The sequence below is a fragment of the Aliidiomarina shirensis genome (assembly GCF_003987345.1).
GTDB lineage: Bacteria > Pseudomonadota > Gammaproteobacteria > Enterobacterales > Alteromonadaceae > Aliidiomarina > Aliidiomarina shirensis.
In genome coordinates this window covers 71876-96420 of record NZ_PIPP01000004.1, presented here as the reverse complement: position 1 = coordinate 96420, position 24545 = coordinate 71876, and the positions used below count along the sequence as shown (strand labels likewise).

Sequence of the window (24545 nt, the reverse complement as noted above, 5' to 3'; positions counted from 1 at the left end):
ATGTTTCAGATTACGAAAATTGATGAAAATAACCCCTTAAAATTTATGTCCATTAATAAGTGGACAACGATATTGAGTGTGGTTTTGATTTTATTATCCTTGGGTTCACTCGCGGTTAATAAGCTCAATTGGGGCCTAGATTTCACCGGCGGTACGTTAGTTGAAGTTGGCTTTGAGCAACCTGCTGATTTAGCGGAGCTACGAACGGTACTGGAAGGCAACGAGTTTGGTGATGCGGTAGTGCAAAACTATGGTACCCAACGCGATGTTTTAGTGCGTATTCCACCTCGTGATGATGCCGCATCAGATACCATTGGTAATGAGTTACTAGAAGTATTGCAAAGTAACATCGACGGTGGCATTGATGTGCGCCGGGTAGAGTTCGTTGGCCCGCAAGTAGGTGAAGAACTTGCGGAAGCCGGTGGCTTAGCGATGTTAGTGGCGCTTATTTGTATTTTGGTATACGTATCATTCCGTTTCGAGTGGCGTTTAGCGCTAAGTGCTGTAGCGGGTTTGGCGCAAGATGTTATTTTGATCTTGGGTTTGTTCTCACTACTGCAAATGCAGGTAGATTTAACCATTCTTGCGGCGTTACTCGCGGTGATAGGTTACTCGCTAAACGATAGTATTGTAGTTGCCGATAGGATTCGAGAGAACTTCCGAAAACTTCGTAAGAATACACCGGAAGAAGTTATCGATATCTCGTTGAGCCAAACATTGAGCCGTACATTAGTAACATCACTCACTACATTATTGGTGTTGTTGGTGCTTATGTTCTTCGGTGGCCAGATGATATTTGGTTTCGCGGTAGCGTTATCGATGGGTGTTATTGTCGGTACTTACTCATCCGTATTCACCCGCAGTACGTTAGTATTGGCTATGGGTATTTCACGTGATGATTTAATGCCGCCTGAAATTGAGAAAGAAGGTGAAGAGCAAGATAACTATTTATAGTACTTGCTGCTGAACTCGATAAAAGCCCTCAATGCCCACGGTGTTGGGGGTTTTTTGCTTTTTCCTGTGGTAACCTTTAAACATGATATGTAACGAGGTATGAGAGTTATGTTATTTGTAGTTTCCCCAGCTAAGAATTTAGATTACGAGACACCAGCACCAATTGACAACTTTACCCAACCGGAAATGCTTGATGATGCAGCGGCGTTGGTAAATGTGTGTAAAGAGCTATCGCCACAGGATTTAGCATCACTAATGAGTATTAGCGATAAACTCGCGGGCTTGAATGCAGCGCGCTACGCTGAGTGGGCAACGCCGTTCACTGAAGATAACGCGAAACAAGCTGTGTTTGCGTTTAACGGTGATGTTTACACAGGCCTTGATGCAGCCTCACTATCAAGTGCAGATTGGCAGTACGGCCAGCAGCATATGCGCATACTCTCGGGCTTATATGGTGTATTGAAGCCATTAGATTTAATGCAACCATACCGTTTAGAGATGGGCACCAAGCTGAGTAATCCTCGGGGTAAAGATCTATATAGTTTTTGGGGCGATCGTATTACCGAAAAACTAAACGAAGCTATTGCCGAAACCGATTCTGATATCCTGATTAACCTTGCCTCAAATGAGTACTTTAAATCGGTGGTTACGAAAAAACTGAATGCAAAAGTAGTAACACCGGTATTTAAAGATACGAAAAATGGCAAATTAAAGGTAATCAGCTTTTACGCAAAAAAAGCACGTGGTTTAATGGCTCGCTATATTATTGAGAAAAAGCCGAACTCTCTTGCAGATTTGCGGTCATTCTCAGAGGCGGGGTATTACTTTGATGAATCGATGTCTTCGGAGAAAGAACTCGTTTTTCGCAGAAATGAACTATCTTGATAACATTGATTCGCATTCAGATTAGGTTGCAACAGGAGTAGTTATGGATACGCAAGAACAATCCGATGATATCCAACACAGCGACAATAAACAGAAACAGCAACGTATTATTGGCGCTGCTATTGCCGTTATTCTTATCGTTATTATTGCGCTTTGGCTAACCCGCGGTGGTGAGCCAGAACCCGAGCCAACTCCGCAACCGGTAGAACAAGTTAGTGAGCCAGAACCTGAACCAGAGCCAGAACCGGAACCCGAGCCTGAGCCAGAACCCGAGCCAGAACCGGTAGTTGAGCCTGAGCCTGCTCCAGAGCCGGAACCTGAGCCAGAGCCGTTACCTTCGTTGAATGAAGGCAGCAGTGTGGTTCTTGAAGAGCTTGCGGAACAGGATATCAACACGCAGCCTGTGCAATCAGAAAATATGCTCAGAAAGTTCGTGGTGTTTGTTGATAATATGGCCAGAGGCGAGGTTGTTCGTGAAGCGGCGGTAATCAATGGCCCGCAATCTCGATTTATCGTGCAGCAGATTGATGGCCAAATATACGTGGATGAGCGTAGTTATAGCCGTTACAACGATATTGTTAGCTGGTTCTATGAAATGGATACCGATATTTTGGTTTCGCAGTATGAGCGCTTCCAGCCTCTATTCGAGGAAGCATTTGGCGAAATCAAAGAGCCAGGAATGAATTTTGAAGAGCGTGTTTTAGATGCCATTGCTATTCTGCTTGATACGCCCGAGCCAAGAGGTTTGTTGGCGTTGAGCGATGAAGAAGTGATGTACACCTATGCCGATCCAGAATTGGAAAATTTACCGGCCGCGCAGAAGCAAATGCTGCGCATTGGTCCGGATAACCGTGCTTTGGTGAAATCTAAGTTACGTGAGATTCGGCAAAGGCTTCAGCAGTAGTGATGCGGCATCCTTCTACATATCAGTTTCTGCCAACTCGAGGTAACAAATTTAGCCGCTGGGTTGGCCGTGTAGGGCTGAAGTTATTTGGTGGTTGGAAAATTATTGGTGAATTACCGGATATCCCGAAAGCGATTATTCCGGTAGCTCCTCATACCTCTAACTGGGATTTTTTTGTAGGTTTATGCGTAAAGTTAGCGCTCGGCTTGCGCTTATCGTTTCTTGGTAAACACTCAATTTTTGTGTTCCCGGTGAAAGGCGTGCTTACGTGGCTCGGTGGTATTCCGGTGCAGCGACACAGTGCACACGGCGTTGTTGGCCAAATTGTTCAACAATTCCAAGAGCGCGAGCAGTTAGTGGTAGTTATTGCACCAGAAGGAACCCGGAGCAAAGTAACTGAGTGGAAAAAAGGCTTTTTGCATATGGCGAGTAACGCCAACGTGCCGGTAGTGCCGGTGGCGTTTTGTTTTGCTACGCGCTCAATTTTAATCAGTGCGCCTATGGAAGTTGGTGACGATACCGAAGCGGCGTTAACACGGATTAAAAGCTTCACGAATAAAGCAACCGGAAAGAACCCCGAACTGCAGTAAATGGCCAATTCTGCGCGTGTATATTTACCGATCAACGATAAATTATGCTATTCTTCGCGCCTAATTGAAAACAGGCTTAACCCATTCGTATGAATGGGGCCAGCATAGTGTGAATAAACTCTGTGGTGAGTTGAAAGGATTGATCATGAACGTTATCGAAGCTGGTGTTGCGGCACCTGGTAAAAAAGTAGCTATTGTTGTATCTCGTTTTAATAGTTTCATCGTTGAAAAACTGATGGAAGGTGCGGTTGATACGTTAGTACGAATCGGCCAAATTAAACCTGAGCATATTACGATTGTAAAAGTGCCCGGTGCGTATGAGCTTCCGGTAACAGCAAAAAAAGCCGCTGCAAGTGGCAAGTACTCAGCGGTGATTGCCATTGGTGCAGTAATTCGCGGTGGTACACCACATTTTGATTTAGTGGCTGGCCAAGCTAATTCAGGTTTAGCCCAAGTGGCTCTAGAAACCGGTATTCCAGTTGCCTTCGGTGTAATTACCACAGATACCGACGAACAAGCGATCGACCGTGCGGGTGTGAAGCATGGTAACAAAGGTTCTGACGCCGCATTAAGTGCCTTAGAAATGATTAACGTGCTAGAACAGCTTTAAGGAGAATAGAGTGAAACCTGCAGCTCGTCGTAAAGCACGTCGTTTAGCGCTCCAAGCGGTTTATTCTTGGCAGTTATCTGAAAATAGTATTTCAGATATTGAAGCTGAATTTTTATCAGAAAATGATGTTAGCAAAGTTGATGTTGATTACTTCCTTGATTTAGTTCGAGGTGTTGCTGGTAATCATCAAAATTTAGATCAAGCGCTCGCACCATTCACGGATCGTCCTTTTGTTGATCTTGACCAAATTGAACGAGCAGTGCTTCGAGTGGCGGCGTACGAATTAAAATCTCGCCTCGATGTGCCTTATAAAGTTGTGATGAACGAGGCTATTGAGTTAGCGAAAGCCTTTGGTGCTGATGATAGCCATCGTTTTGTGAACGGTGTACTTGATAAGGCCATAGATACTTTGCGCTCTACTCGCCAATAATTCAGCCTCGCAGATGAATATCCAGCCAGATGAATTTTCGCTAATCGCGAAATATTTCCAACGTTCCAAGGGAGCCGGTAATGATACCGGCTCTGCTGTTTCTGCTACTTCGCAAAGCCGAAGTCGGCGCGATGTAGCTGTGGGTATTGGCGATGATGCGGCAGTGGTGATTCCACCAAGTGATTGTGGTATCGCCATTACCACGGATACCATGGTTTCGGGTGTTCATTTTGATGATAAGGTGCCAGTTGCAGCGATAGGGCACAAGCTAGTTGCTGTAAATCTTAGTGATTTAGCCGCTATGGGTGCAGAGCCCGCTTGGTTATCATTAAGTTGTGCATTCCCAGCAATTGACGAAGCTTGGTTAGCGGAATTCAGCCGCGGCTTTTTTGCAGCGGCTGATTACTACCGTTGTGCGTTAATTGGCGGTGATGTCACGAAAGGCCCGCTAACACTAACGCTCACGGCACAAGGTATTGTTCCAGCGGACCGTTATTTACAACGCAGCGGCGCTCAGCCGGGTGATCGAATCTACGTGAGCGGAACCCTTGGTGATGCTGCTTTAGCTCTTGCAGGGCAACAGGGGCGCGTAAATGTGCCCGAACAATGGTTACCAGAACTCGAGAAACGTTTATTTTATCCCACTCCCCGAGTTGGTTTAGGGCAGCTATTGCGGAACCAAGCTACATCGGCAATTGATTTATCCGATGGCCTCCTCGGTGATTTAAAACACATTCTTACCGCATCAAAAGTGGGTGCGCGCATTCAATTAGATGCGTTGCCGTATTCAAAAGCATTCGCGGGTAGTATTTCAGGGCCAGAGGGCTGGCGATATCAGCTTGCGGGTGGCGATGATTACGAACTGTGCTTCACCATTCCCGAGAGCCGCTGTGGTGGATTAGAAACACTGGCGCTGCAAGCGGGTGTTAAGGTAACCTGTGTGGGTATCATTGATGGCTCGCGAGAAATGCGCTTTTTCGAGAAAAATCAGCCGCGAGATATTAATTTAGATGGGTATAGCCACTTCGCTTCACGCGATTAACGGTTTAAAGGGGCTTGTTCAATGGCAAGAAAACAAAGTATTCGGGAACTCGTTAAACAACCCATTCATTTTCTTTCGTTCGGCTTCGGCTCGGGTTTGGCACCAAAGGCACCTGGCACTTTCGGCACATTGCCCGGTATTGTTTTAGTTTGGTTGTTTGCGTCGCTCGATGTTGCGGCTTATATCGGCGTAGTGGCATTTGTAACGATTATTGGTGTTTATTTATGTGGCGCTACGGCAAAGGCTATGGGCGAGCATGATTCATCACACATTGTATGGGACGAGATCGCCGGCTATATGATTGCAATGATAGCCATACCGGTAAGTTGGCAGGCACTTTTGCTGGCTTTTGTGCTGTTCCGCATTTTCGATATTTTGAAACCGTGGCCGATTCGTTGGTTAGATAAACATGTTGATGGCGGGTTCGGTATTATGATCGACGATGTGCTCGCAGGCTTCTTCGCGCTTGTGTTGATGCATATTGCGTTGGCGTTGGGCTGGATACCGCTTTACTAAAGACCTCAAATACTCAGCGCATATTTTGCAAACAGCCCGAACTAGATTCGGGCTTTTATTTGCGCGGCAATACCTTTTCCATCAAGCTTAAGCTCTGCTCGAATTTCTTCTTGGCTACCATGTTTTATGAAGCTATCAGGGAGCCCCAAGTGGATAACCTGCTGCATAATGCCTGCTTCCGCTAATGCTTCGCTTACGGCACTGCCAGCGCCGCCGCTTATAGCATTTTCTTCAACGGTAACTAAAACATCGTGTTGTTTAGCAGCTTCGAATACCGCTTCGGTATCCAAAGGCTTTACAAAGCGCATATCAATCACAGTAGCGTCTAACTCGTCCGCTGCAATAAGCGCTTCGTTCAGCAATGTACCGAAATTCAAGATGGCGAGCTTTTTACCTGTGCGCACGGTTCGGCTTTTGCCTAGCGGTAATGCGACTAGGGGGCTGTATTCAACACCAATACCATTACCTCGAGGATATCGCACCGACGCTGGGCCTTGATGCTGGTAACCGGTGTAGAGCATAAGGCGGCATTCGTTCTCATCGCTAGGGGTCATGATAACGAGGTTCGGAATACAACGCATAAAGCTCAAATCAAATGCGCCCTGATGGGTAGGGCCATCGGCACCGACAATACCTGCGCGGTCAATTGCAAAAAGTACATCTAAATTCTGCAGTGCTACATCGTGAATAAGTTGATCGTAGGCGCGCTGTAAAAATGTTGAGTAAATTGCCACCACAGGTTTCATACCGGCGATAGCTAAACCCGAGGCAAAGGTTACTGCGTGCTGCTCGGCAATTGCGACATCAAAATACTGTTTCGGGAACCGGCGCGCAAACTCCACCATTCCAGAACCTTCGCGCATAGCAGGGGTAATTGCCATGAGCTTTTCATCGGTTTGTGCAACTTCGCAAAGCCATTCGCCAAACACGGCTGAATAGGAAGGAATGGTAGGTGTTTTCGCTGGCAGTGAATCAATACTGGGATCAAATTTTGGCACGCCGTGATAACCAATCGGGTCTTTCTCGGCTGGCGCATAGCCTTTACCTTTTCGGGTCACCACGTGCAACAGTTGTGGGCCTTTCAAGGTGCGCATGTTGGTAAGGGTATCAACTAACGCATCAACATCGTGGCCATCAATTGGCCCAATGTAATTAAAACCAAGTTCCTCAAAAATAGTGCCCGGTGTAACCATGCCTTTCACATGTTCTTCGGCCCGGCTTACCAGCTCGCGCATGCTTGGTATTGCACTTAACAACTGTTTGCTGCCTTCACGCAATGACGTATAAACTTTGCCGGATAAAAGGCGTGCAAAGTGATTATTCAGAGCGCCGACATTCTCTGAAATCGACATATCATTATCATTCAAGATCACTAACATATCGGGCGCTACATCACCTGCGTGGTTCATGGCTTCAAAAGCCATGCCAGCGGTAAGTGCACCATCACCAATAATGGCAACAGTTTTTCGATTTTCAGCTTCTTTCTCGGCGGCGATTGCAAGGCCTAACGCTGCGCTGATAGATGTGCTGGAATGGCCAACTGAGAGCACATCATATTCACTCTCTTCCCGCCAAGGAAACGGGTGTAAGCCATCTTTTTGCCGAATCGTGTGTAGTTGATCGCGGCGCCCAGTAAGGATTTTATGCGGGTAGGCCTGATGGCCTACATCCCAAACGATATGATCGAAGGGTGTTTTGAACACATAGTGTAAAGCTACCGTGAGCTCTACCGTGCCCAAACCACTGGCTAAATGGCCACTGCTTTTACTTACGGAGCTTAATAAAAACTGACGCAGCTCATCGCTCACCTGATTTAGCTTTTGCTTCGGTAACCCGCGCAAATCCGCTGGAGAATCAATTAGGCGTAGCAATGGAAAGAGGTTGTTCTGTTTTTGCGTCATATATACTACCGGTCTCGTGTTACCAAATATTCAGTAAACTGCTCTAGAAGAGAAGTATTGTACGGGATCAATGAAAGCGCGTGTAGCGCTTTTTCTTGCAGGCGTTGGAGTAAATCATTTGAGCCTGCTAGGCCGAGCAAAGCCGGATACGTGGCTTTTTCTAAAGCGGCATCCGCCCCTTGCGTTTTCCCGAGTGTTTTTGTGGTGCCTGTAACATCAAGGATATCGTCTTTCACCTGGAATGCGAGCCCAATCGCTTCTGCGAACTGATCGAGTAACGTTAAAGTTCTATTATCCACTTGGTTCGAACTTAACGCGCCAAGCTGCACTGCTGCTCGCAACAATGTGCCAGTTTTCAGTTGATGAATTTGCTCAAGCTCGGTGGTGGTAATGGTTTTTCCTGTAGCGCTAATATCAAGCGCTTGCCCCCCACACATACCATGTAACCCAGACGCCTTAGCGAGTGTTGAAAGCATCGCCACTTGCTGGTTCGCGGAAATCGTTTGCTGTGGTGCTGCTAATAGCTCGAACGCTAAACTTTGTAACGCATCACCTGCGAGAATAGCAGTTGCCTCATCAAATTCAATGTGGCACGTGTTCTTACCACGGCGCAAGGTATCGTTATCCATTGCGGGTAAATCATCATGCACTAACGAATACGCGTGTATACATTCAATCGCAGCTGCTGGAGCATCAAGAACTGCTTCTTCAACGCCAAGCATTTCGCCAGTGGCATACACCAAAAATGGCCGAACCCGCTTGCCGCCGAGTAAAACGGCATAAGCCATGGCCGCTCGGAGCCTCTCTGCAGGAGCATGTTGTTGCAGTTTTTGCTCCAAGTAGCTTACATGGCGCTGACGATAGTAATCAATGCGCGCAAATAGTAGATCTTCAGCAGACATTACTTTTTTAGCCTTTCGATAAGCTGTAGGAAACAACCATTACTCGCTGGTTGGTGTATTTAAGTCAGCGAACGATTCCAAGCTTTCTGTTCCATTTTGCTGGAGTAAAACCTGTACTTTTTGTTCAGCTTGTTGAAGCTTCTGTTGGCTCACACGCGATAAATGTACGGCGCGTTCAAATTGTTTTAACGATTCTTCTAAAGGTAGTTCACCTTCTTCAAGCGCGCTCACGATCTGCTCTAGCTCTTCCATGGCTTGCTCGAACCCCAATGCTTCGGTGTTCTCTTTAGTACTCATAGGTGCTTTCTCGAAGTTGCTTACGATTACGCTAAAATACCACAGCTAGCTTTGAATCTGCACCGCTTTTGCTGTCGATATAGCTGATATTCATTGATTCTGGTTGCTACCGCTCAAATCGGCTATAATCGCCCACTATTTTTCGGTTGGTAACATGGTTTATTGCATGGTGTACTGCACGGTGTACTACATAGTGTACTGCGGTTATTACCCATAAGTAATGCACAAAAGTTTGAGGGTTTCATGAAGTTTATTGTACGTTTACATGCTGAGATTACGATCAAAAGCCGTTCGGTGCGCCAGCGCCACTTAAAAGTTTTAACGGGTAATCTGCGCACACTTATGAAGCCTTTAGATCGCTCAGTGCGTGTTAATAGCCGCTGGGATCGTATCGATATTTATCATGCAGCCGATGCAAGTGTTACCGCGAAAATTATTCAGTTTTTGCAGCAAACGCCTGGCATCGCTTATTTTGAACAAGTTTCCGAACACCCGCTAACCGAGTTTGAGCAACTGTTAGAGTGGATTTTAGCGAGCCAAACGCAGCGGTTAAGCAATAAAACCTTTGCGGTAAGGGTGAAACGCAAAGGCAATCATGAGTTTTCCTCGATTGATATGGCGCGCTATATTGGTGGCGGTATCCGGGCGCGCGTTCCGGGTACAGAAGTTGCCCTAAAGAATCCGCAAGAAGAAGTGGTGCTTCACGTTATCGATGACACCGTTTCTATGGTGGAACTGCGTTTTGCCGGGCTGGGGGGCTTCCCATTACCCACGCAAGAAACCGTGTTATCCCTGATGTCCGGAGGCTTCGATTCTGCGGTAGCGAGCTACCAAATGATTCGGCGGGGTGCGCGCACGCATTTTTGCTTCTTTAATTTGGGTGCCGATGCACATGAAGCGGCTGTGCGCGAGATCGCCTATTTCATTTGGGAAAAATACTCCCGCACTCACGCCGTGAAATTTATTACCGTTGATTTTTCAGAAGTAGTAGAACGTATTCTTGAGCACGCTGATCAAGGCAGTATGGGTGTGATGCTGAAGCGTGCGATGATGCGAGCAGCTGGGCAAGTAGCGCAGCTGGTGAAAGCCCACGCGTTAGTTACTGGCGAAGCGGTTGGGCAAGTAGCGAGCCAAACCCTTAGTAATTTGCGAATTATTGATCAAGCTACCGATGCACTTATTTTGCGGCCCCTGATTGTGAGTGATAAGCAAGATATTGTGAATGAAGCTCGAAAAATTGGTGTTGAGCATTTATCGGCGGTAGTACCAGAATATTGTGGGGTTATCTCGCAACAGCCTTCCGTGCGCGTAAATCCTGATTTAATCTTAGAAACGGAACAGGCCGTGTTGCCGGATAGTTTGATTAATGAAGTAGTTGCGAAGAGCAACGCCGTAGATATTCGTGAAGTTCGCGTAAATCCGGTTGCTGGCCCAACCATATATCAAGATAGTATTCCTGAAAATGCAGTAATTATTGACGTGCGTACAGATGACGAAGAAGAGTTAGCGCCTTTGCAGTTGGAAAAACACAAAGTGTTACACATTCCTTTTTTTCGAATCGCGCGCAAACAGGATACACTAGATAAGAACACCACATATTTAATGTATTGCCAACAAGGTGTGATGAGCCGCCTACAGGCTATCTATCTTAAAGAACAAGGGTTTGTGCATACGGGTGTTTATGAGCAAACGAATTCAAATAAGGATTAAACCACGCGTGTTTTGGCGTATTCTTTTTATTATTGTGGTTGTTGTTGTATCGGCGTTGTTTGTTATGCAAACACCTCCTACACCCTCAATAGCTAGCTTTGCACATGCGGATAAAGTGGTTCATTTCGGCTTATTCTTCGTGTTAGCTACTACTATGCACTTAGCATTTCGACCACGGCTATGGATAGCACTCCCGATATTATTCGTTTATGCAATGGGCATTGAAGTAGCGCAACACCATATACCGGGGCGCGGGGCTGATATTTGGGATGTTGTTGCTGATATGCTAGGCGTGCTTGGTTTTTATATTGCTAGAGCAGCTTACAAGAAACACAAAAAACGCAGCTTATGAGCTGCGTTTTTTAATGGGTTCTACTTTCCCCTTTACGGTACTTAAATTTGGCCGAGCGCCTTTTTGCTTTGTCGATTTCTTAGCGCCGGTTTTATCGGCTTTCGCAGCTTTCTTCTTTTTCTTCGCTTTTGATTTTTTATGCGGCTCTGGAAACTTAAACTTCGGCCGTAATTCAGCAACAAATCGGCGTTCTAACCGTTCGGTTAAATAGCGCTCAATGCGGCCAAGGTTTTCGGCATCATGCGCTTCAACCAACGCAATTGCGGTACCCGTTTTACCCGCGCGGCCAGTTCGGCCAATACGATGTAAAAACGTATCGCCTTTGCGTGGTAAATCGAAATTCACTACGAGTTCCACATCTGGAATATCTAAGCCCCGTGCCGCAACATCGGTTGCTACAAGAATACGTTGGCGTACATCGGAGAATGATTTTAATCGCTTTTGCCGCTCATCTTGCGGTAATCCGCCTTCGAGCGCTACTGCGCCATAACCCATGCGTTGAAGCACTTCAGCAAGTTCATGGGCGCGTTCACGCTTGCGAACGAATACTAAAACGCGGCCGTTAAATTCACCTAATAAATGTTTGATTAGCGCCTGTTTGTGATTTACATCGTCGGCAATATGAACCCACTGATGAATTTTACCTTTTTCCCGGCGAGGCGGCTCTACGTTAATAAACTCAGGCTTCGCGAGCACTTGCTTACTAAAAGTAGCTAAGGTGTGGTGATCTGCGGTCGCCGAAAATAGTAGGCGTTGGCGCAAATTCATAGCTTCGTTGATAATTTGTTCAACCGGCTGGCGGAAGCCCATATCGAGCATGCGATCAGCTTCATCAAGCACCAATATTTCTAGTTCTTCAGCACTGAATTTTTCATCGCCCAAATAATCGAGCAAACGGCCCGGTGTGGCGATTACGATATCCAAGTTTTCTTTGAACGCACCGGTGTGGCTGCCAAAATTCACGCCACCGGTAACCGTTAGAGTGGTGAGCCCTACGGCAGCACAGAGCATTTCTGATTGGCGGCCAATTTGTTCTGCAAGTTCACGCGTTGGTGCCAGCACCAAAACACGCGCAGATCCCGGAGTTCGGCGGGGGTAATCGAGCAAATGCTGAATAGCAGGCAACAAAAACGCCAGCGTTTTGCCGGTGCCTGTTGGCGATGCCGCAAGTACATCGCGCGCATCAAGCGCTAATGGAATAACTTCCTGCTGAATTTTTGTAGGCTTCATTAAGCCCGCATCCAACAAGGTATTCACTAATGCCGAATCAAGTTCGAGCTGATCCCATTCAGGATTCATTCGCAGACAACTCCGTGCTAGCTTTATCGGAAACCGCAAAAATACGGTTCAATTCTATAATTAACTGATTCAGTTCGCCGCTCATCAAGGCAAAATCGACATCTAGTTGTTCGGCGCGGCTCTCAGGATTGAGATCATCGCGTTGCTCTTTTAATACGTCACTAAAGCGTATTCGCTTTACTGCATAATCATCGGTTAACAGGAAGCTTAGCCGTTCATCCCACTCAAGCGCAACTTGTGTAGCTAATTTACCATGCTGTAAGTGCAAGCTTACTTCGTCAGTGGTTAAATCATGTTGTTTGAAACGAACAATTGATTCATCTTCACCAAAGCTTCGAAGTTCTGCTTCCAAGCCAAGTTCGAACGGTGCAGGAGCTGATTGCTGTTTCAGCCATTCGGTAAAGAATACTTCGGCTGTTTGTTCGGCACCCCAAGGCTTGATGGGAAGTGAGCCTAAACAACTGCGCAGCAATGCGGTTAAATCTTCAGCGCGGCTGGCACTTGAAGTATCAACCATGAGCTTTTGATTGGTTAAATCAATCATGGCCCAAGTAACGGCGTAACGTGACAAAGCCTGTGGCAACATACGATGAATAATCTCTTCTTTCATCGCTTGCTGTTCTTTTCTCGGCATCGGCCGCGCATTCTCTTGCTGAAACTGCTCACGAATTGTTTCCAATTCTGCGTTCACTGCACTCGCCGGCATTACTTTCTCTTCTTTCTTTGCACAGAACAGAAGGTTATCGCCTACGCGATGCAATAACGGGCCATCTTCTTCACCAACTGGAGGAACCCAACCGAAACTTGCAGGTTCTTGCCGCGAGCAAGGGGTAAAGCGCCGTTCTTCAAGGAGCTTTTCAGCTTCTTCCGACCAAGCGAACGGTTGCGTAAACTGATAAACGCGCAAGTTTTTAAACCACATAATTGCGGGTGCTCCAAATAAACTAGGGTAAAAAATTATGCCGCATAATACCTGAGTATCGGCAGCCTGTCAGTTTGCGTTGGTTAAAGTTACAGGAAATGAGAACTGATAACGCAAACCTTGATCAGGTTGGCTATCGACAGAGATTTCTCCGCCTAGCCGTTCAGTGATCAAATCATAAATGATGTGTGTGCCTAAACCGCTGCCACCACTATCGCGGCATGTAGTGAAGAATGGTTCAAAGATACGCTCTAAGGCGCTTTTACTCATGCCTACACCATCATCGGAATAGGCAAAACATAGTTGGCTTGATGCCAATGTGATGTCGATTTTTATCTCGCCCGTGTTGCGGTTGGTAAAACCATGCTTCAGGCTATTTACGATCATATTGGTGAGAATTTGCGCCAGTGCTCCGGTAATAAATTGCGCGTGAATCGTTGGGCAGTTCACGTGCACTGATACATTGTATTTCTGCAGTTTTGGTTTTAGCGTTTTGATAATTCGTTGCACATATTCACCAACTTCAACGCTGCGCATAGCTTCAGAACTTTGATCAACGGCTACTTGCTTGAACCCATGCATAAGCTCGTTCGCACGCGTTAGGTTATTTTCAATCAGCTCCGCAGATTCACAGACATTGGCTAGGCAGGCCGCGAGATCTTTGTTATCAATTGCACCTTCCGCCAGGTGTGCTTTTATTTTCTTGAGCTCTTCTTGTAAGAATGATGAAGCCGTAATGCCAATACCCAGTGGCGTGCTTACTTCATGCGTAATGCTCGCTACCAAGTTACCTAGTGCAGCCATTTTTTCGCTGTTGAGCAATTGCTCGCGGGTTTGCTGCAAGAACTCAACACTTTCCTCTAGATCTTTATTACTTTGCTTTAACTTCGATTCGGTAATACGTCGTTGATGAATTTCATGCTCAAGAGATTGTTGGCGAACCTCTAAATCGTGCCGACGGCGATCAAGATCAAGCATGAGGTTGCTGATGCCCATGGTTTTCTCGGAAACTTCTTGTGCCAACACTAAATTCTGATCTTCGAGCTTTCTATTAGCGCGCGCCAAATCATGTTGTGCGTTGGCGAGTTCGAGCTGGTGCTCTCTTAAGCGTTGCAATAAATCGTTGTAGGAATCTTCGAGCACACTAAACTCGTTGCTTTCCAACTGTTGCAGGTGAATGCTGGAGGAATCCATAGCTTCAGGATCAAAGTTTCGAATTTGCCGAATAAGTTCTTCAAGTGGTGTACGCAGATAGAAGCGAAAAGCGAGGGAAAATAGTATGATCAGGATACTGCTTTTAACAATGGCAGCAAAAATAAGCAGTATTAAGCTGGGCTTTAGGCGCTCAATAGTTACATCGCGATTCGAGAACAAAATAACATCGCCCACAACTTCTGAGGTATTACCAAACTCAAAGGTTAGCGGGCTATAATAACCAAAAGTACCTTGGCTTTCCGCAATCGGCCCAGCTTTATCGAGTGGTTCGAACGCCGTTGAATTGTTGATGATGCCTTTACGCACTAAAATACGTTGCTGGTCGTCGCGAACCACCACGCCGCTAATGGCGGGCACATTAATCAGTCCTTCTGCTAATGCTTCTGTTTGTAATTCGTTAAATTCCCATAGCGAGCGGGCGATGCTTGCGGCAAAGGTGTAGTGTTGGTTGCGTAGATCATTCAACAAGGTATTTCGAGTGTTTTGGTATTCTGCTGCTATCTGGCCAGTAGTAATCACCAAAGTGAGTAGAAAATATACAGTGAGAACGCTGGTTAGCAAGGTACGAACAATGCTTCTGCTAGCTAACGGCTGTGATTGCTTCTTTGTGCGTTTCACGAAAATTCTATAACCTTTGTGCAGTAGTGTTGGGGTAAAGCGAAATCAACGAAGTATAGATTGCAGGTTCGCATTTTGAAATGCAACTGAATCATTTTCGGGGGCGTAACACCGGTGTAATATAATTGAAACAATTAGTGCATAAAATAGACTTAAAAGCATAACGATTTGGATATATAAAATTCATCCATGCGTTATACTTTCGTCATAAAGATGCAATTCTCGTGAAATTAACCCACTGCTCAAGCTTTACTTGAATACTTTTTGGAGATATTAAATGATGCTTTCGAAATCAATGGCGCCCTTTGTAGCCAGTATTTGTGCACTTGGCTGCATGGCCCCTGTATCTGCATACGCAGATAGTGAAACGACACCGGATGTATCTTTTTATGGCCGCCTGCACGTATCTGGGGATTACCTCAACGATGGTGACGATGGTGGTTTAAATGTATCAAGTAACAGTAGCCGAATCGGCGTGAAGATGCGGTATCAATTAGATAGCCAGTTAGTTCTATTAGGGCAGATTGAGCGCACAGTTGATGTTTCTGAAGGTGCGAGCACACTATCAGCACGGAACACGTTTATTGGCTTACAAGGCAACTGGGGTACAGTACGAGCCGGATATTACGATTCTCCAGTAAAGCGCATACTGAACGCGGTTGAACAATTTCGTGAGCAAGTGGGTGAAGGGCGAAACATCGTACGTAGCGGCGAAATGAATTTTGATCGGCGTCTGAAAAGCGGTGTGCATTACACCTCGCCAACGAAATACAACTTAACGTGGATGGCACACTACGGAACAAGTGAACAAACCGGTGCCAATACCGATACTGATAACGATACGTTTAGTACTTCGCTATCGTACCAACTGAATGAATGGCAAGCTATTATCGGGTTTGAGCAGCAGAATCGAGAAGGGCTTGAAGCGTTGGAAGGCACTAGAGTGGCTTTGATTCGCAAGCAAGGTGCCTGGACGAATGCGGTGTTTTATCAACGTGCGAGTGGTTTGCAAGGAATAGGATCGCAAGAAGCGTTCGGAATAACAGGCGCTTACGCACTAAATGCTGAATATAGTTTGCGAGCCCAAGTGTTTTACCGTACGGCAAGTGTAACCGATGATCTTGATGCCACCATGGTTACCTTTGGTGTTAACCGTAAAGTAAATGATGCGGTTACCTTATACGCCACAGCATCGCACACTGATAACGCTCAATTCGCCACGGCGAACGTATCAGGGGGTGGCCATGGTAAAACGCTTACGATTATACCGGGCAATGATCCATTTGCTGTTTCTGTGGGCGTATTGTGGAGCTTTTAATTAGTAATCTTTAGGGTGGCGTTACTACTTAAATGTGTCATATCGTTAGAAAAATGTTTATTCGTCATAAAAATGTCATAGATGGTTCTCATAATAGCAACACTGACAAGTGGATAGGTGGAGCCTTATGCCAAGCAAAGTACTGATTATCGAAGACGAAGCGCCAATTCGCGAGATGCTCGCGTTTGTTCTGGAACAGCATGGTTACCAGCCGTTACAAGCGGCAGATTATCAGCAAGGTTTAGAGTTAATTGTAGAACCTTACCCTGATATGATTTTGCTTGATTGGATGTTGCCAGGTGGCAGTGGTATTCAGTTTGCTCGGAAAATTAAAACCACGGAGCATCTGCGCCATATCCCGATTATTATGCTTACCGCGCGTGGCGAGGAAGAAGATAAAATCAAAGGGCTTGAGGTTGGGGCAGACGATTACATGACCAAGCCTTTTTCACCCAAAGAACTCATTGCCCGCATGCGCGCAGTATTTCGTAGAGTCAATCCAACGAGCCTTGATGAGTTGCTTGATATCGATGGCTTAATATTAGATCCAGTATCGCATCGCATTTCAGCTAATGGCGAATCGCTTGATATGGGTCCTACTGAATTTCGTTTATTGCACTTCTTTATGACACATCCTGAGCGCGTATATAGCCGCGAACAATTGTTGGACCATGTATGGGGAACTAATGTGTATGTTGAAGATCGCACAGTTGATGTGCATATCCGGCGGTTACGTAAAGCCATTTCTAATCACGGGCATGATCGTTTGGTACAAACGGTGCGTGGTGTGGGCTATCGGTTCTCTACGCGGTAATGGAACGTCACTATAACTTATATCGCTTAGCCAAACGGCTGTTGTTATGGCTGCTGCCATTCTTCGTTGTTGGCTGGGTGTTTGAACAGCTGTGGCTAGCACTTGCGGTTGGCCTGGCATGTTCAGTGGCTTGGAATTTCTTCTTTTTTCAACGTCTTAATCGTTGGTTATGGCAAAGTAGAACAACGCTACCACCCAGAGCACCGGGTGCTTGGAGCGATATCTACGATGGCATCTACGGTACTCTGCGTAGAGCACAATTTAAGCGCCGGCAGTTATCGGTGCTTTTACAACGTTTCCGCCAAGCTGCGGAAGCAATCCCTGATGCGGGTATGGTGCTAAGCGCGGATGGTAGTTTAGAGTGGACCAATAAACTTGCGCAAATCTACTTTGGTATTCGCTGGCCCGCCGACAAAAATATTCGCATTACAAACCTCATTCGCTACCCTCGTTTTAACAAATATTTCGAAAAAGGCGATTTTCGCGAAGCGATTACGCTGATTTCACCGACAGGTGATCAACGTGAGCTAGAGCTGCGGATTATGCCCTACTCAGGCACGCAACTATTAGTGATCGCGCGCGATGTTACTCAGCTTCGCAAGCTTGAACGTATGCGCAAAGATTTTGTTGCTAACGTTTCCCATGAACTAAAAACACCGTTAACTGTAATGAATGGCTATCTTGAAATGCTGGAAGATGGCGAAAGCCTGCCGCCACAAATGATGGAGAAAGCAGTTCACGATATGCAGGGGCAAACCCAGCGTATGCAAAAAATGGTAAACCAGTTGCTTGAGTTATCACGCATGGAAGTGCAAACCCAAGATAACTTTAGTAAACGAGTGCCAATGAGCCGTTTGCTCAACGATATCATTGCTGAACTGGGGCCAGTTATGCAGGAAAAACGCTTGCACCTTGATGTCGCTATTACGCCTGATTTATCGGTGTGGGGCAGTGAGGATAAGCTACGTAGCGCCGGGATGAACTTATTGACCAACGCGATTAAATACAGCCCCGAAGGCAGCAATATTAAGGTTAGCTGGCAGCTCGTTCGTGATTTTGCCGAGTTTTCGGTTATAGATTCAGGCCCTGGTATTCCGTTGGAGCATATTCCGCGGCTAACCGAACGTTTTTATCGCGTTGAGAAAGATCGAAATAGCGCTTCGGGTGGAACTGGGCTAGGGTTATCTATAGTGAAACATGCACTCGAACATCATCGTTCTAAGTTACAAGTTGAGAGCACGGTGGGTGTGGGTAGTAAATTTTATTTTCGCATTCCACCTGAATTAGTAAGCTCTCCAACATCCTGAAATTAAATGATTTTATTGCACCTCTTACGGCGTGAATTAAAATTGTCATAATTGTCACAATGCTGTCACATTTGAGCCATAAACTATAATCGTTAATTCAATAACCCATCGGAGATGGCCATGAAATTTAAAACGATGCTTAGTGTTGCCGCAGCTGCGGTGTTGATTGCAGGTACAGCGAACGCTGAAGTGGATGAAAACTTAAAACCGTATAAGAGTGTTAGTGGTATTTCCGGCACAGTTTCTTCTGTGGGTTCGGATACACTTGCTAACCTGATGACGTACTGGACAGAAGAATTCCAGCGCTCGTATCCAAATGTAACCTTACAAGTGCAAGCTGCAGGTTCTTCAACTGCGCCACCAGCGCTTGCGGAAGGTACATCAAATATGGCACCTATGAGCCGTGCCATGCGCCCTCGTGAAATCGAAGCATTTGAACGCCGCAATGGCTATCCACCTACGCAAATTCGCGTTGCTATCGATGCGCTTGCCGTTTTCGTTCATAAAGATAATCCTCTTGAAGGGCTAAACATCGAGCAAGTGGATGCGATTTTCTCGTCAACTCGCCGTTGTGGTGCTAACTCTGATGTAAATCGTTGGGGTGATTTAGGTTTAACCGGCAACTGGGTTACGCGTGATATCCAATTATATGGCCGCAACTCAGTATCAGGCACCTATGGTTATTTTAAAGATACCGCGCTTTGCAGCGGCGATTTTAAAAATGGCGTGAACGAGCAACCGGGTTCTGCCTCAGTAGTGCAATCTATCTCAACGTCTACGAACGCAATTGGTTACTCAGGCATTGGTTACTTAACATCAGGCGTTCGCGCGTTGCCACTAGCTTGGGGTAACAGTACTGATTACGTTGAAGTAAATGCTGAAACAGCGGGTAGCGGTGAGTATCCATTATCGCGCTTCTTATATGTTTATGTGAACAAGCATCCGAATCGTCCATTGGATCCGGTAACTGCTGAGTTTGTGAAACTGATGCTATCTTATGAAGGCCAGAAAATTGTAAACAACGATGGTTACGTACCGCTTCCTGCCGCAGTTGCAGAAGAAGATTTGCGTGCCCTAGGTTTGTGGGAAGAATAAGTTAACAAGTAAATTAAGGTTAATTTAGATATGGCAATGTCGAAGACCTCATCGCAGTTTTCTGCTGGTCGGACGCGCCTAATTAAAGACCGTGCCGCTCGCTTTGGGGTAACCCTTGGCGGCGGTTTGGTTTTAATCGCGCTCCTACTTATCTTTTTCTATTTGCTCTACGTGGTGCTGCCGATTTTTAAACCGGCCTCCATTGATGAGGGTGAGCGTTATGCAATTCCTGGTGGGAATGCAGAAACGATCATGCTTGGAATGGAAGCACGTGCCGAAGTAGGATACCGAGTAACAGCTGACGGGCGCTTTGTATTCTTTCATTTGCGCACTCTTGATAACGATCGCGATGCTGATTCCGCGGTAAAACGAAATGCTGGCGAAATTTTATTAGAAACAAGTGTCATTCATGGAACAAGCCCTGAAGTTGGCCTTTCGGCAATTGCGCGGGCTAGCCAAGCTACTGGTGATTATGCAGTAGGTTATACAAATGGGTCTGCCCTAGTTGTTCGGCCCGAGTTTCAGATTACCTACCCAAATGATATTCGCTCTATCGAACCTTCGTTAACCAAGCCGTATGGCAGCGAGCCAATGGTTGTCGATAGTGAAGGGGCAAGTATTGAGCGGTTGGCGTTTGAGCGCGATGGCGAAAGTATGATGTTCGCGGCAGTTACAGAAGATAAACGCCTGGTGGTGAGCCGTGTTACTGGTCGCCAAAACATGATGACCCGGCGTTTCACCTGGAGCAGCCAACGAGCAGAAATTCCGGTGCGCGGTGAAGTAGGTGAGTTATTACTTACTCCGAATTTGCGGCAGTTAATGGTGCAGGTTAATGGCAGTGGTGATCAACGGGTTCACATCTTTAACTTGCAAGATATGAACAATATTACCGAAAGCCAAATTATTTCAACAGATGGCACCCGTGGTGCTATTACCTCGCTAGCCTTGCTTGCGGGTGAAAGCTCATTAATGATTGGCCATGATTCTGGTTACATTAGCCAGTGGTTCGAAGTAAGCGGCGAAGGTGAACGCCAATTTCAGCCTATTCGTAGCTTCAATTTAGGCGCTGCAGTTGTTGATATCGTGCCAGAACAGTATCGCCGCAGTTTCTATGCGGTAGCGGATACTGGCGAAGTGGGTATTTTCCACACCACATCAAACCGTGAGCTATTCAAAGGGAACCCTGCCGGTGTATCGGTAGAGCAAGCGGCTGTTGGGCCACGGGCAAATCACTTGGTTGCAATTAGTGATGGTGAGTTGCACGTGATGACATTGCATAACGAGCACCCGGAAGTGAGCTGGAGCGGTATTTGGGGGCAAATCTGGTACGAGAATTATGATGAGCCGGGTTACACCTGGCAATCAACCTCGGGCTCGGATAATTTTGAACCGAAGTTTTCATTAGTGCCGATTTCGTTCGGTACCATAAAAGCGGCGTTTTATGCCATGCTGATTGCGGTGCCAATTGGCTTGGCCGCAGCTGTGTATACCGCCTATTTTATGACACCGGCACTACGCAAAGTAGTAAAACCAACCATCGAAATTATGGAAGCTCTACCAACCGTAATTCTTGGCTTTTTAGCTGGCCTCTGGTTGGCACCTTTAATCGAGAATCAACTGCCGGGGTTCGTAGCCTTCATGCTGTTGCTGCCAATTTCTATTCTGCTGGCCGCGTTTCTTTGGCATTTATTGCCGAATGATATTCGCAATAAGGTAACCGATGGCCGTGCAGCTATGTTACTTATCCCAGTAGTATTGCTGATTGGCTGGGGCTCATTTGCTATGAGCGATACCTTAGAGCTTTGGTTCTTTGATGGTGATACGCGCGGCTACCTCACCAACACGTTAGGTATTGATTTCGATCAGCGCAACGCTCTCATTGTGGGCATAGCGATGGGCTTTGCCGTAATCCCTACCATATTCTCAATTGCTGAAGATGCGGTATTTAGTGTTCCGAAACACCTATCGAGCGGCTCTTTAGCGTTAGGTGCTACGGAATGGCAAACACTTACGCGAGTGATTTTGCTTACCGCAAGCCCAGGTATTTTCTCGGCGGTAATGATGGGGTTAGGCCGTGCAGTGGGTGAAACCATGATTGTGCTAATGGCTACAGGTAACACGCCGATTATGGATTGGAATATCTTTGAAGGGATGCGCACCTTATCTGCAAACATTGCGGTGGAAATGCCGGAATCGGAAGTGGGCAGTACCCATTATCGAATTCTATTCCTCGCGGCGTTTGTGTTGTTTGTATTCACATTTGCGTTTAATACGGTGGCCGAGTTTGTGCGCCAGCGTTTACGTGAAAAATACAGTTCGTTGTAAGGGGCGCTATGATGAATAATTGGTTTAAATCAGGTTCTCCTTGGATTTGGATGACAGCGGGCAGCGTAAGTGTTGCCTTGATTGCGGTGCTTGGTCTTGTTGCCTTAATTGCATGGCGCGGCTTAAGCTTTTTCTGGCCAGCGGATATTTATGAGTTTCATTTCAGTGATACCGAGCGGCAAACGATCATTGGTGAAATCTACGAGCGTGAACGAATTCCGGTAACGCGTTTATCCGATGCGGGTGTTGATATTAGCCAAATTGATGGCGAATTTGTTACCCGCTATTTGGTGAAAATTGGTAACCGTGAACTCGTACCTTTAGATTTTACTTGGGTTTTAGAGCCCAATGTAGTGCGCTTAGAAACGCCGAAAGATTTGGTGGTACTCGAACGTTCTCGCAATGGTAACTTTTATGGTTATCTGCACGATGTGCTAGAGAATGGCGAATCGGTAGTAACCGGCGGTGCTGATATCAAAGTTGAGTTACGTAAGCGCATGGAACGTGCTTTGGAACTTCGCAATGAAGCGGAATCGATTTCCAAAGGGCCGATTGCGCGAATTAACTATGAACTCGAGCAATTACGTTTAGATCGGCGGCGGTTAGAGTTAAATAATAGCTATACCGAAGCTGCGGAAGCCGAGATTCAAGCGCAAGAAGAAGCGTTGCGTGCGGAATATCGCGAGGTAGAACAAACATTGTTTGCGGTTCGCGCCGAAAGTGAGCGTGATGGCGTAATCATGATTGATATGCGCGGTGAAGAAGTTCGCATGAGCATGAACATGGTGCTCGACGCGACTTGGTCGAACGATATGAACATATTGCAGAAGTGGGGATATTTCTTCTCGCAAATCGGTAAGTTCTTAACGGAAGATCCGCGCGAATCCAATACCGAGGGTGGGGTGTTTCCGGCGATATTCGGTACCGTGTTTATGGTGTTGTTGATGTCGGTGATTGTTACGCCGTTTGGTGTGATAGCCGCTATTTACTTGCATGAATATGCCGGCAAGAACTCCATTACTAAGCTTATTCGTATCGCCGTAATTAACCTCGCAGGTGTGCCCTCGATTGTTTATGGTGTGTTCGGCTTAGGCTTCTTTGTTTACATGGTGGGTGGAACGCTTGATCAGATCTTCTATCCGGAATCGCTACCAAACCCCACGTTTGGAACGCCAGGGGTGCTTTGGTCGGCGCTAACGTTGGCGATTTTAACCTTACCGGTAGTAATTGTTTCTACCGAAGAAGGTTTATCACGTATTCCAAGTGCAGTGCGCGAAGGCTCGCTGGCGCTGGGTGCAACGAAAGCGGAAACCATTTGGCGTATTATCTTGCCAATGGCATCGCCTGCGATCATGACCGGCTTGATTTTAGCGGTAGCGCGGGCGGCAGGTGAAGTAGCACCACTTATGCTGGTGGGTGTAGTGAAATCAGCGCCGGCATTGCCAGTTGATGGAAACTTCCCGTTCTTACACCTAGATCGCAAATTTATGCACCTTGGGTTCCATATCTATGATGTGGGTTTCCAAAGCCCGAACGTTGAAGCGGCGCGGCCACTTGTTTATGCCACCTCATTCTTACTGATTACTGTAATCGTAGGTTTGAACTTAACGGCAATAGGCGTGCGCAACCGCTTACGTGAAAAATTCCGAGCGCTTGAGCACTAAGCTTGAGCCGCCGAATTCAATTTCGATAGGATTGACTATGATCACTGTAAATACAGAGAATAAGTTAGATAAAATTGATGTAAATGCCTTATCTGAAGATGAGATAGCGTTGAGTATCCGTGATTTGGATTTGTACTATGGCGAAACGCAGGCACTTGATGGCATTAACATGGATATCCCTAAAGGCCGAGTAACTGCGTTTATCGGGCCTTCAGGTTGCGGTAAATCAACGTTGTTACGTTGCATCAACCGGATGAACGATTTGGTTGATACGTGCCGGGTTGATGGCGAAATTTTGCTGCATGGCGATAATATTTATGATCGTAATGTAGATGTCGCCGCATTGCGCCGGAAAGTAGGCATGGTATTCCAGCGCCCGAACCCGTTCCCAAAATCGATTTATGAAAATGTGGTTTATGGTTTGCGTTTGATGGGTGTAAATGATCGCCGTACACTTGATGAAGTTGTAGAGCGTTCACTGAAAGGCGCTGCGTTATGGAACGAAGTAAAAGATCGATTAAAAGAAAGTGCGTTTAGTTTATCCGGTGGTCAGCAGCAACGTTTGGTTATTGCGCGCGCCATTGCCATTGAACCAGAAGTACTGTTACTCGATGAACCAACTTCAGCGCTAGATCCGATTTCTACACTTACAATTGAAGAGTTGATTACAGAGCTGAAATCGCAATTTACCGTAGTGATTGTAACGCATAACATGCAACAAGCTGCGCGTGTATCAGACCAAACGGCGTTCTTATACATGGGTAAATTGATTGAATACACGGATACGAACTCGTTGTTTACTACGCCTAGTATGAAACAAACGGAAGATTATATTACCGGCCGTTACGGTTAATAGCGCAGCTAAGTAGAGGCAG

22 protein-coding genes and 1 pseudogene are annotated in these 24545 nt (G+C 46.3%); 17 read left to right on the top strand and 6 right to left on the bottom strand.

Annotated features, from left to right (window positions below; all coding sequences use genetic code 11):
* The 8 genes from secF (at position 1) to CWE13_RS09615 (ending at position 5931) form a co-directional block, all read left to right on the top strand.
* On the top strand, positions 1 to 954 hold the full coding sequence (gene secF, locus CWE13_RS09655) for a protein translocase subunit SecF (protein WP_126808162.1): 954 nt from the start codon (positions 1 to 3) through the stop codon (positions 952 to 954).
* Positions 955 to 1062: 108 nt separating this feature from the next.
* Positions 1063 to 1839, top strand: a complete 777-nt coding sequence (yaaA, locus tag CWE13_RS09650; protein WP_126808160.1) for a peroxide stress protein YaaA — start codon at positions 1063 to 1065, stop codon at positions 1837 to 1839.
* A gap of 43 nt (positions 1840 to 1882) precedes the next feature.
* Entirely contained in the window at positions 1883 to 2743 is an 861-nt protein-coding gene (locus tag CWE13_RS12520; protein WP_157980956.1) for a DUF3014 domain-containing protein, read from the top strand.
* Positions 2744 to 2745: 2 nt separating this feature from the next.
* The gene (locus CWE13_RS09635; protein ID WP_126808157.1) at positions 2746 to 3333 is read left to right on the top strand and encodes a 1-acyl-sn-glycerol-3-phosphate acyltransferase; all 588 of its coding nucleotides are present in this window, start codon (positions 2746 to 2748) and stop codon (positions 3331 to 3333) included.
* Between the two features lie 145 nt (positions 3334 to 3478).
* Positions 3479 to 3943, top strand: coding sequence for a 6,7-dimethyl-8-ribityllumazine synthase (gene ribH, locus CWE13_RS09630; RefSeq protein ID WP_126808155.1), 465 nt, complete (start codon positions 3479 to 3481; stop codon positions 3941 to 3943).
* A gap of 10 nt (positions 3944 to 3953) precedes the next feature.
* A complete protein-coding gene (nusB, locus tag CWE13_RS09625) occupies positions 3954 to 4373 on the top strand; it encodes a transcription antitermination factor NusB (protein WP_126808153.1) in 420 nt (139 codons plus the stop codon).
* A gap of 13 nt (positions 4374 to 4386) precedes the next feature.
* Positions 4387 to 5415, top strand: a complete 1029-nt coding sequence (gene thiL / locus CWE13_RS09620) for a thiamine-phosphate kinase (RefSeq protein ID WP_126808151.1) — start codon at positions 4387 to 4389, stop codon at positions 5413 to 5415.
* Between the two features lie 21 nt (positions 5416 to 5436).
* Positions 5437 to 5931 carry a phosphatidylglycerophosphatase A family protein gene (locus CWE13_RS09615; protein WP_126808150.1) on the top strand — a complete coding sequence of 165 codons (495 nt, stop codon included), beginning with the start codon at positions 5437 to 5439 and terminating at the stop codon, positions 5929 to 5931.
* A gap of 41 nt (positions 5932 to 5972) precedes the next feature.
* Here CWE13_RS09615 and dxs read toward each other — a convergent pair whose 3' ends face one another.
* The 3 genes from dxs to CWE13_RS09600 are packed head-to-tail and all read right to left on the bottom strand — an operon-like array spanning position 5973 to position 9031.
* Entirely contained in the window at positions 5973 to 7832 is a 1860-nt protein-coding gene (dxs, locus tag CWE13_RS09610) for a 1-deoxy-D-xylulose-5-phosphate synthase (protein WP_126808148.1), read from the bottom strand.
* A gap of 5 nt (positions 7833 to 7837) precedes the next feature.
* Positions 7838 to 8734 carry a (2E,6E)-farnesyl diphosphate synthase gene (gene ispA / locus CWE13_RS09605; RefSeq protein ID WP_126808146.1) on the bottom strand — a complete coding sequence of 299 codons (897 nt, stop codon included), beginning with the start codon at positions 8732 to 8734 and terminating at the stop codon, positions 7838 to 7840.
* Between the two features lie 39 nt (positions 8735 to 8773).
* Entirely contained in the window at positions 8774 to 9031 is a 258-nt protein-coding gene (locus tag CWE13_RS09600; protein WP_126808145.1) for an exodeoxyribonuclease VII small subunit, read from the bottom strand.
* 243 nt (positions 9032 to 9274) lie between these two features.
* On the opposite strand from CWE13_RS09600, the gene thiI reads away from it, so the two are divergent.
* Both thiI and CWE13_RS09590 read left to right on the top strand, forming a co-directional pair.
* On the top strand, positions 9275 to 10741 hold the full coding sequence (thiI, locus tag CWE13_RS09595) for a tRNA uracil 4-sulfurtransferase ThiI (RefSeq protein ID WP_126808143.1): 1467 nt from the start codon (positions 9275 to 9277) through the stop codon (positions 10739 to 10741).
* Entirely contained in the window at positions 10713 to 11093 is a 381-nt protein-coding gene (locus CWE13_RS09590) for a VanZ family protein (RefSeq protein WP_126808141.1), read from the top strand. Before thiI ends, CWE13_RS09590 begins: the two co-directional genes overlap by 29 nt.
* On the opposite strand, the gene srmB is transcribed toward CWE13_RS09590, so the two are convergent.
* From srmB to CWE13_RS12760, 3 genes and pseudogenes are all read right to left on the bottom strand, one after another.
* Positions 11088 to 12392: an ATP-dependent RNA helicase SrmB gene (gene srmB / locus CWE13_RS09585; protein ID WP_126808140.1), complete on the bottom strand. Its 1305-nt coding sequence runs from the start codon at positions 12390 to 12392 to the stop codon at positions 11088 to 11090. The two genes, CWE13_RS09590 and srmB, sit on opposite strands and share 6 nt — an antisense overlap.
* Positions 12382 to 13314 carry a recombination-associated protein RdgC gene (rdgC, locus tag CWE13_RS09580; protein ID WP_126808138.1) on the bottom strand — a complete coding sequence of 311 codons (933 nt, stop codon included), beginning with the start codon at positions 13312 to 13314 and terminating at the stop codon, positions 12382 to 12384. Before rdgC ends, srmB begins: the two co-directional genes overlap by 11 nt.
* Before the next feature lie 147 nt (positions 13315 to 13461).
* Positions 13462 to 13701: pseudogene (locus CWE13_RS12760) on the bottom strand (ATP-binding protein); the annotation flags it as partial.
* A 1723-nt stretch (positions 13702 to 15424) separates the two neighbouring features.
* Between CWE13_RS12760 and CWE13_RS09570 the strand changes: the two are divergent.
* The 7 genes from CWE13_RS09570 to pstB all read left to right on the top strand — a co-directional run bounded on the left by CWE13_RS09570 (position 15425) and on the right by pstB (position 24523).
* Entirely contained in the window at positions 15425 to 16465 is a 1041-nt protein-coding gene (locus CWE13_RS09570) for a porin (RefSeq protein WP_126808134.1), read from the top strand.
* 127 nt (positions 16466 to 16592) lie between these two features.
* A complete protein-coding gene (phoB, locus tag CWE13_RS09565) occupies positions 16593 to 17279 on the top strand; it encodes a phosphate regulon transcriptional regulator PhoB (RefSeq protein ID WP_126808132.1) in 687 nt (228 codons plus the stop codon).
* Positions 17279 to 18586 (top strand): phosphate regulon sensor histidine kinase PhoR, encoded by a 1308-nt coding sequence (phoR, locus tag CWE13_RS09560; protein WP_126808131.1) that lies wholly within the window; start codon positions 17279 to 17281, stop codon positions 18584 to 18586. The genes phoB and phoR overlap by 1 nt, the downstream gene beginning before the upstream one ends.
* Before the next feature lie 120 nt (positions 18587 to 18706).
* Complete coding sequence (locus CWE13_RS09555; protein WP_126808129.1) at positions 18707 to 19681, top strand: PstS family phosphate ABC transporter substrate-binding protein; 975 nt, start codon at positions 18707 to 18709, stop codon at positions 19679 to 19681.
* Positions 19682 to 19711: 30 nt separating this feature from the next.
* On the top strand, positions 19712 to 22006 hold the full coding sequence (locus CWE13_RS09550; protein WP_126808127.1) for an ABC transporter permease subunit: 2295 nt from the start codon (positions 19712 to 19714) through the stop codon (positions 22004 to 22006).
* Positions 22007 to 22017: 11 nt separating this feature from the next.
* Entirely contained in the window at positions 22018 to 23670 is a 1653-nt protein-coding gene (pstA, locus tag CWE13_RS09545; RefSeq protein ID WP_126808310.1) for a phosphate ABC transporter permease PstA, read from the top strand.
* Positions 23671 to 23707: 37 nt separating this feature from the next.
* Positions 23708 to 24523, top strand: a complete 816-nt coding sequence (pstB, locus tag CWE13_RS09540; protein WP_126808125.1) for a phosphate ABC transporter ATP-binding protein PstB — start codon at positions 23708 to 23710, stop codon at positions 24521 to 24523.
* The last annotated feature ends 22 nt before the right edge of the window (positions 24524 to 24545 follow it).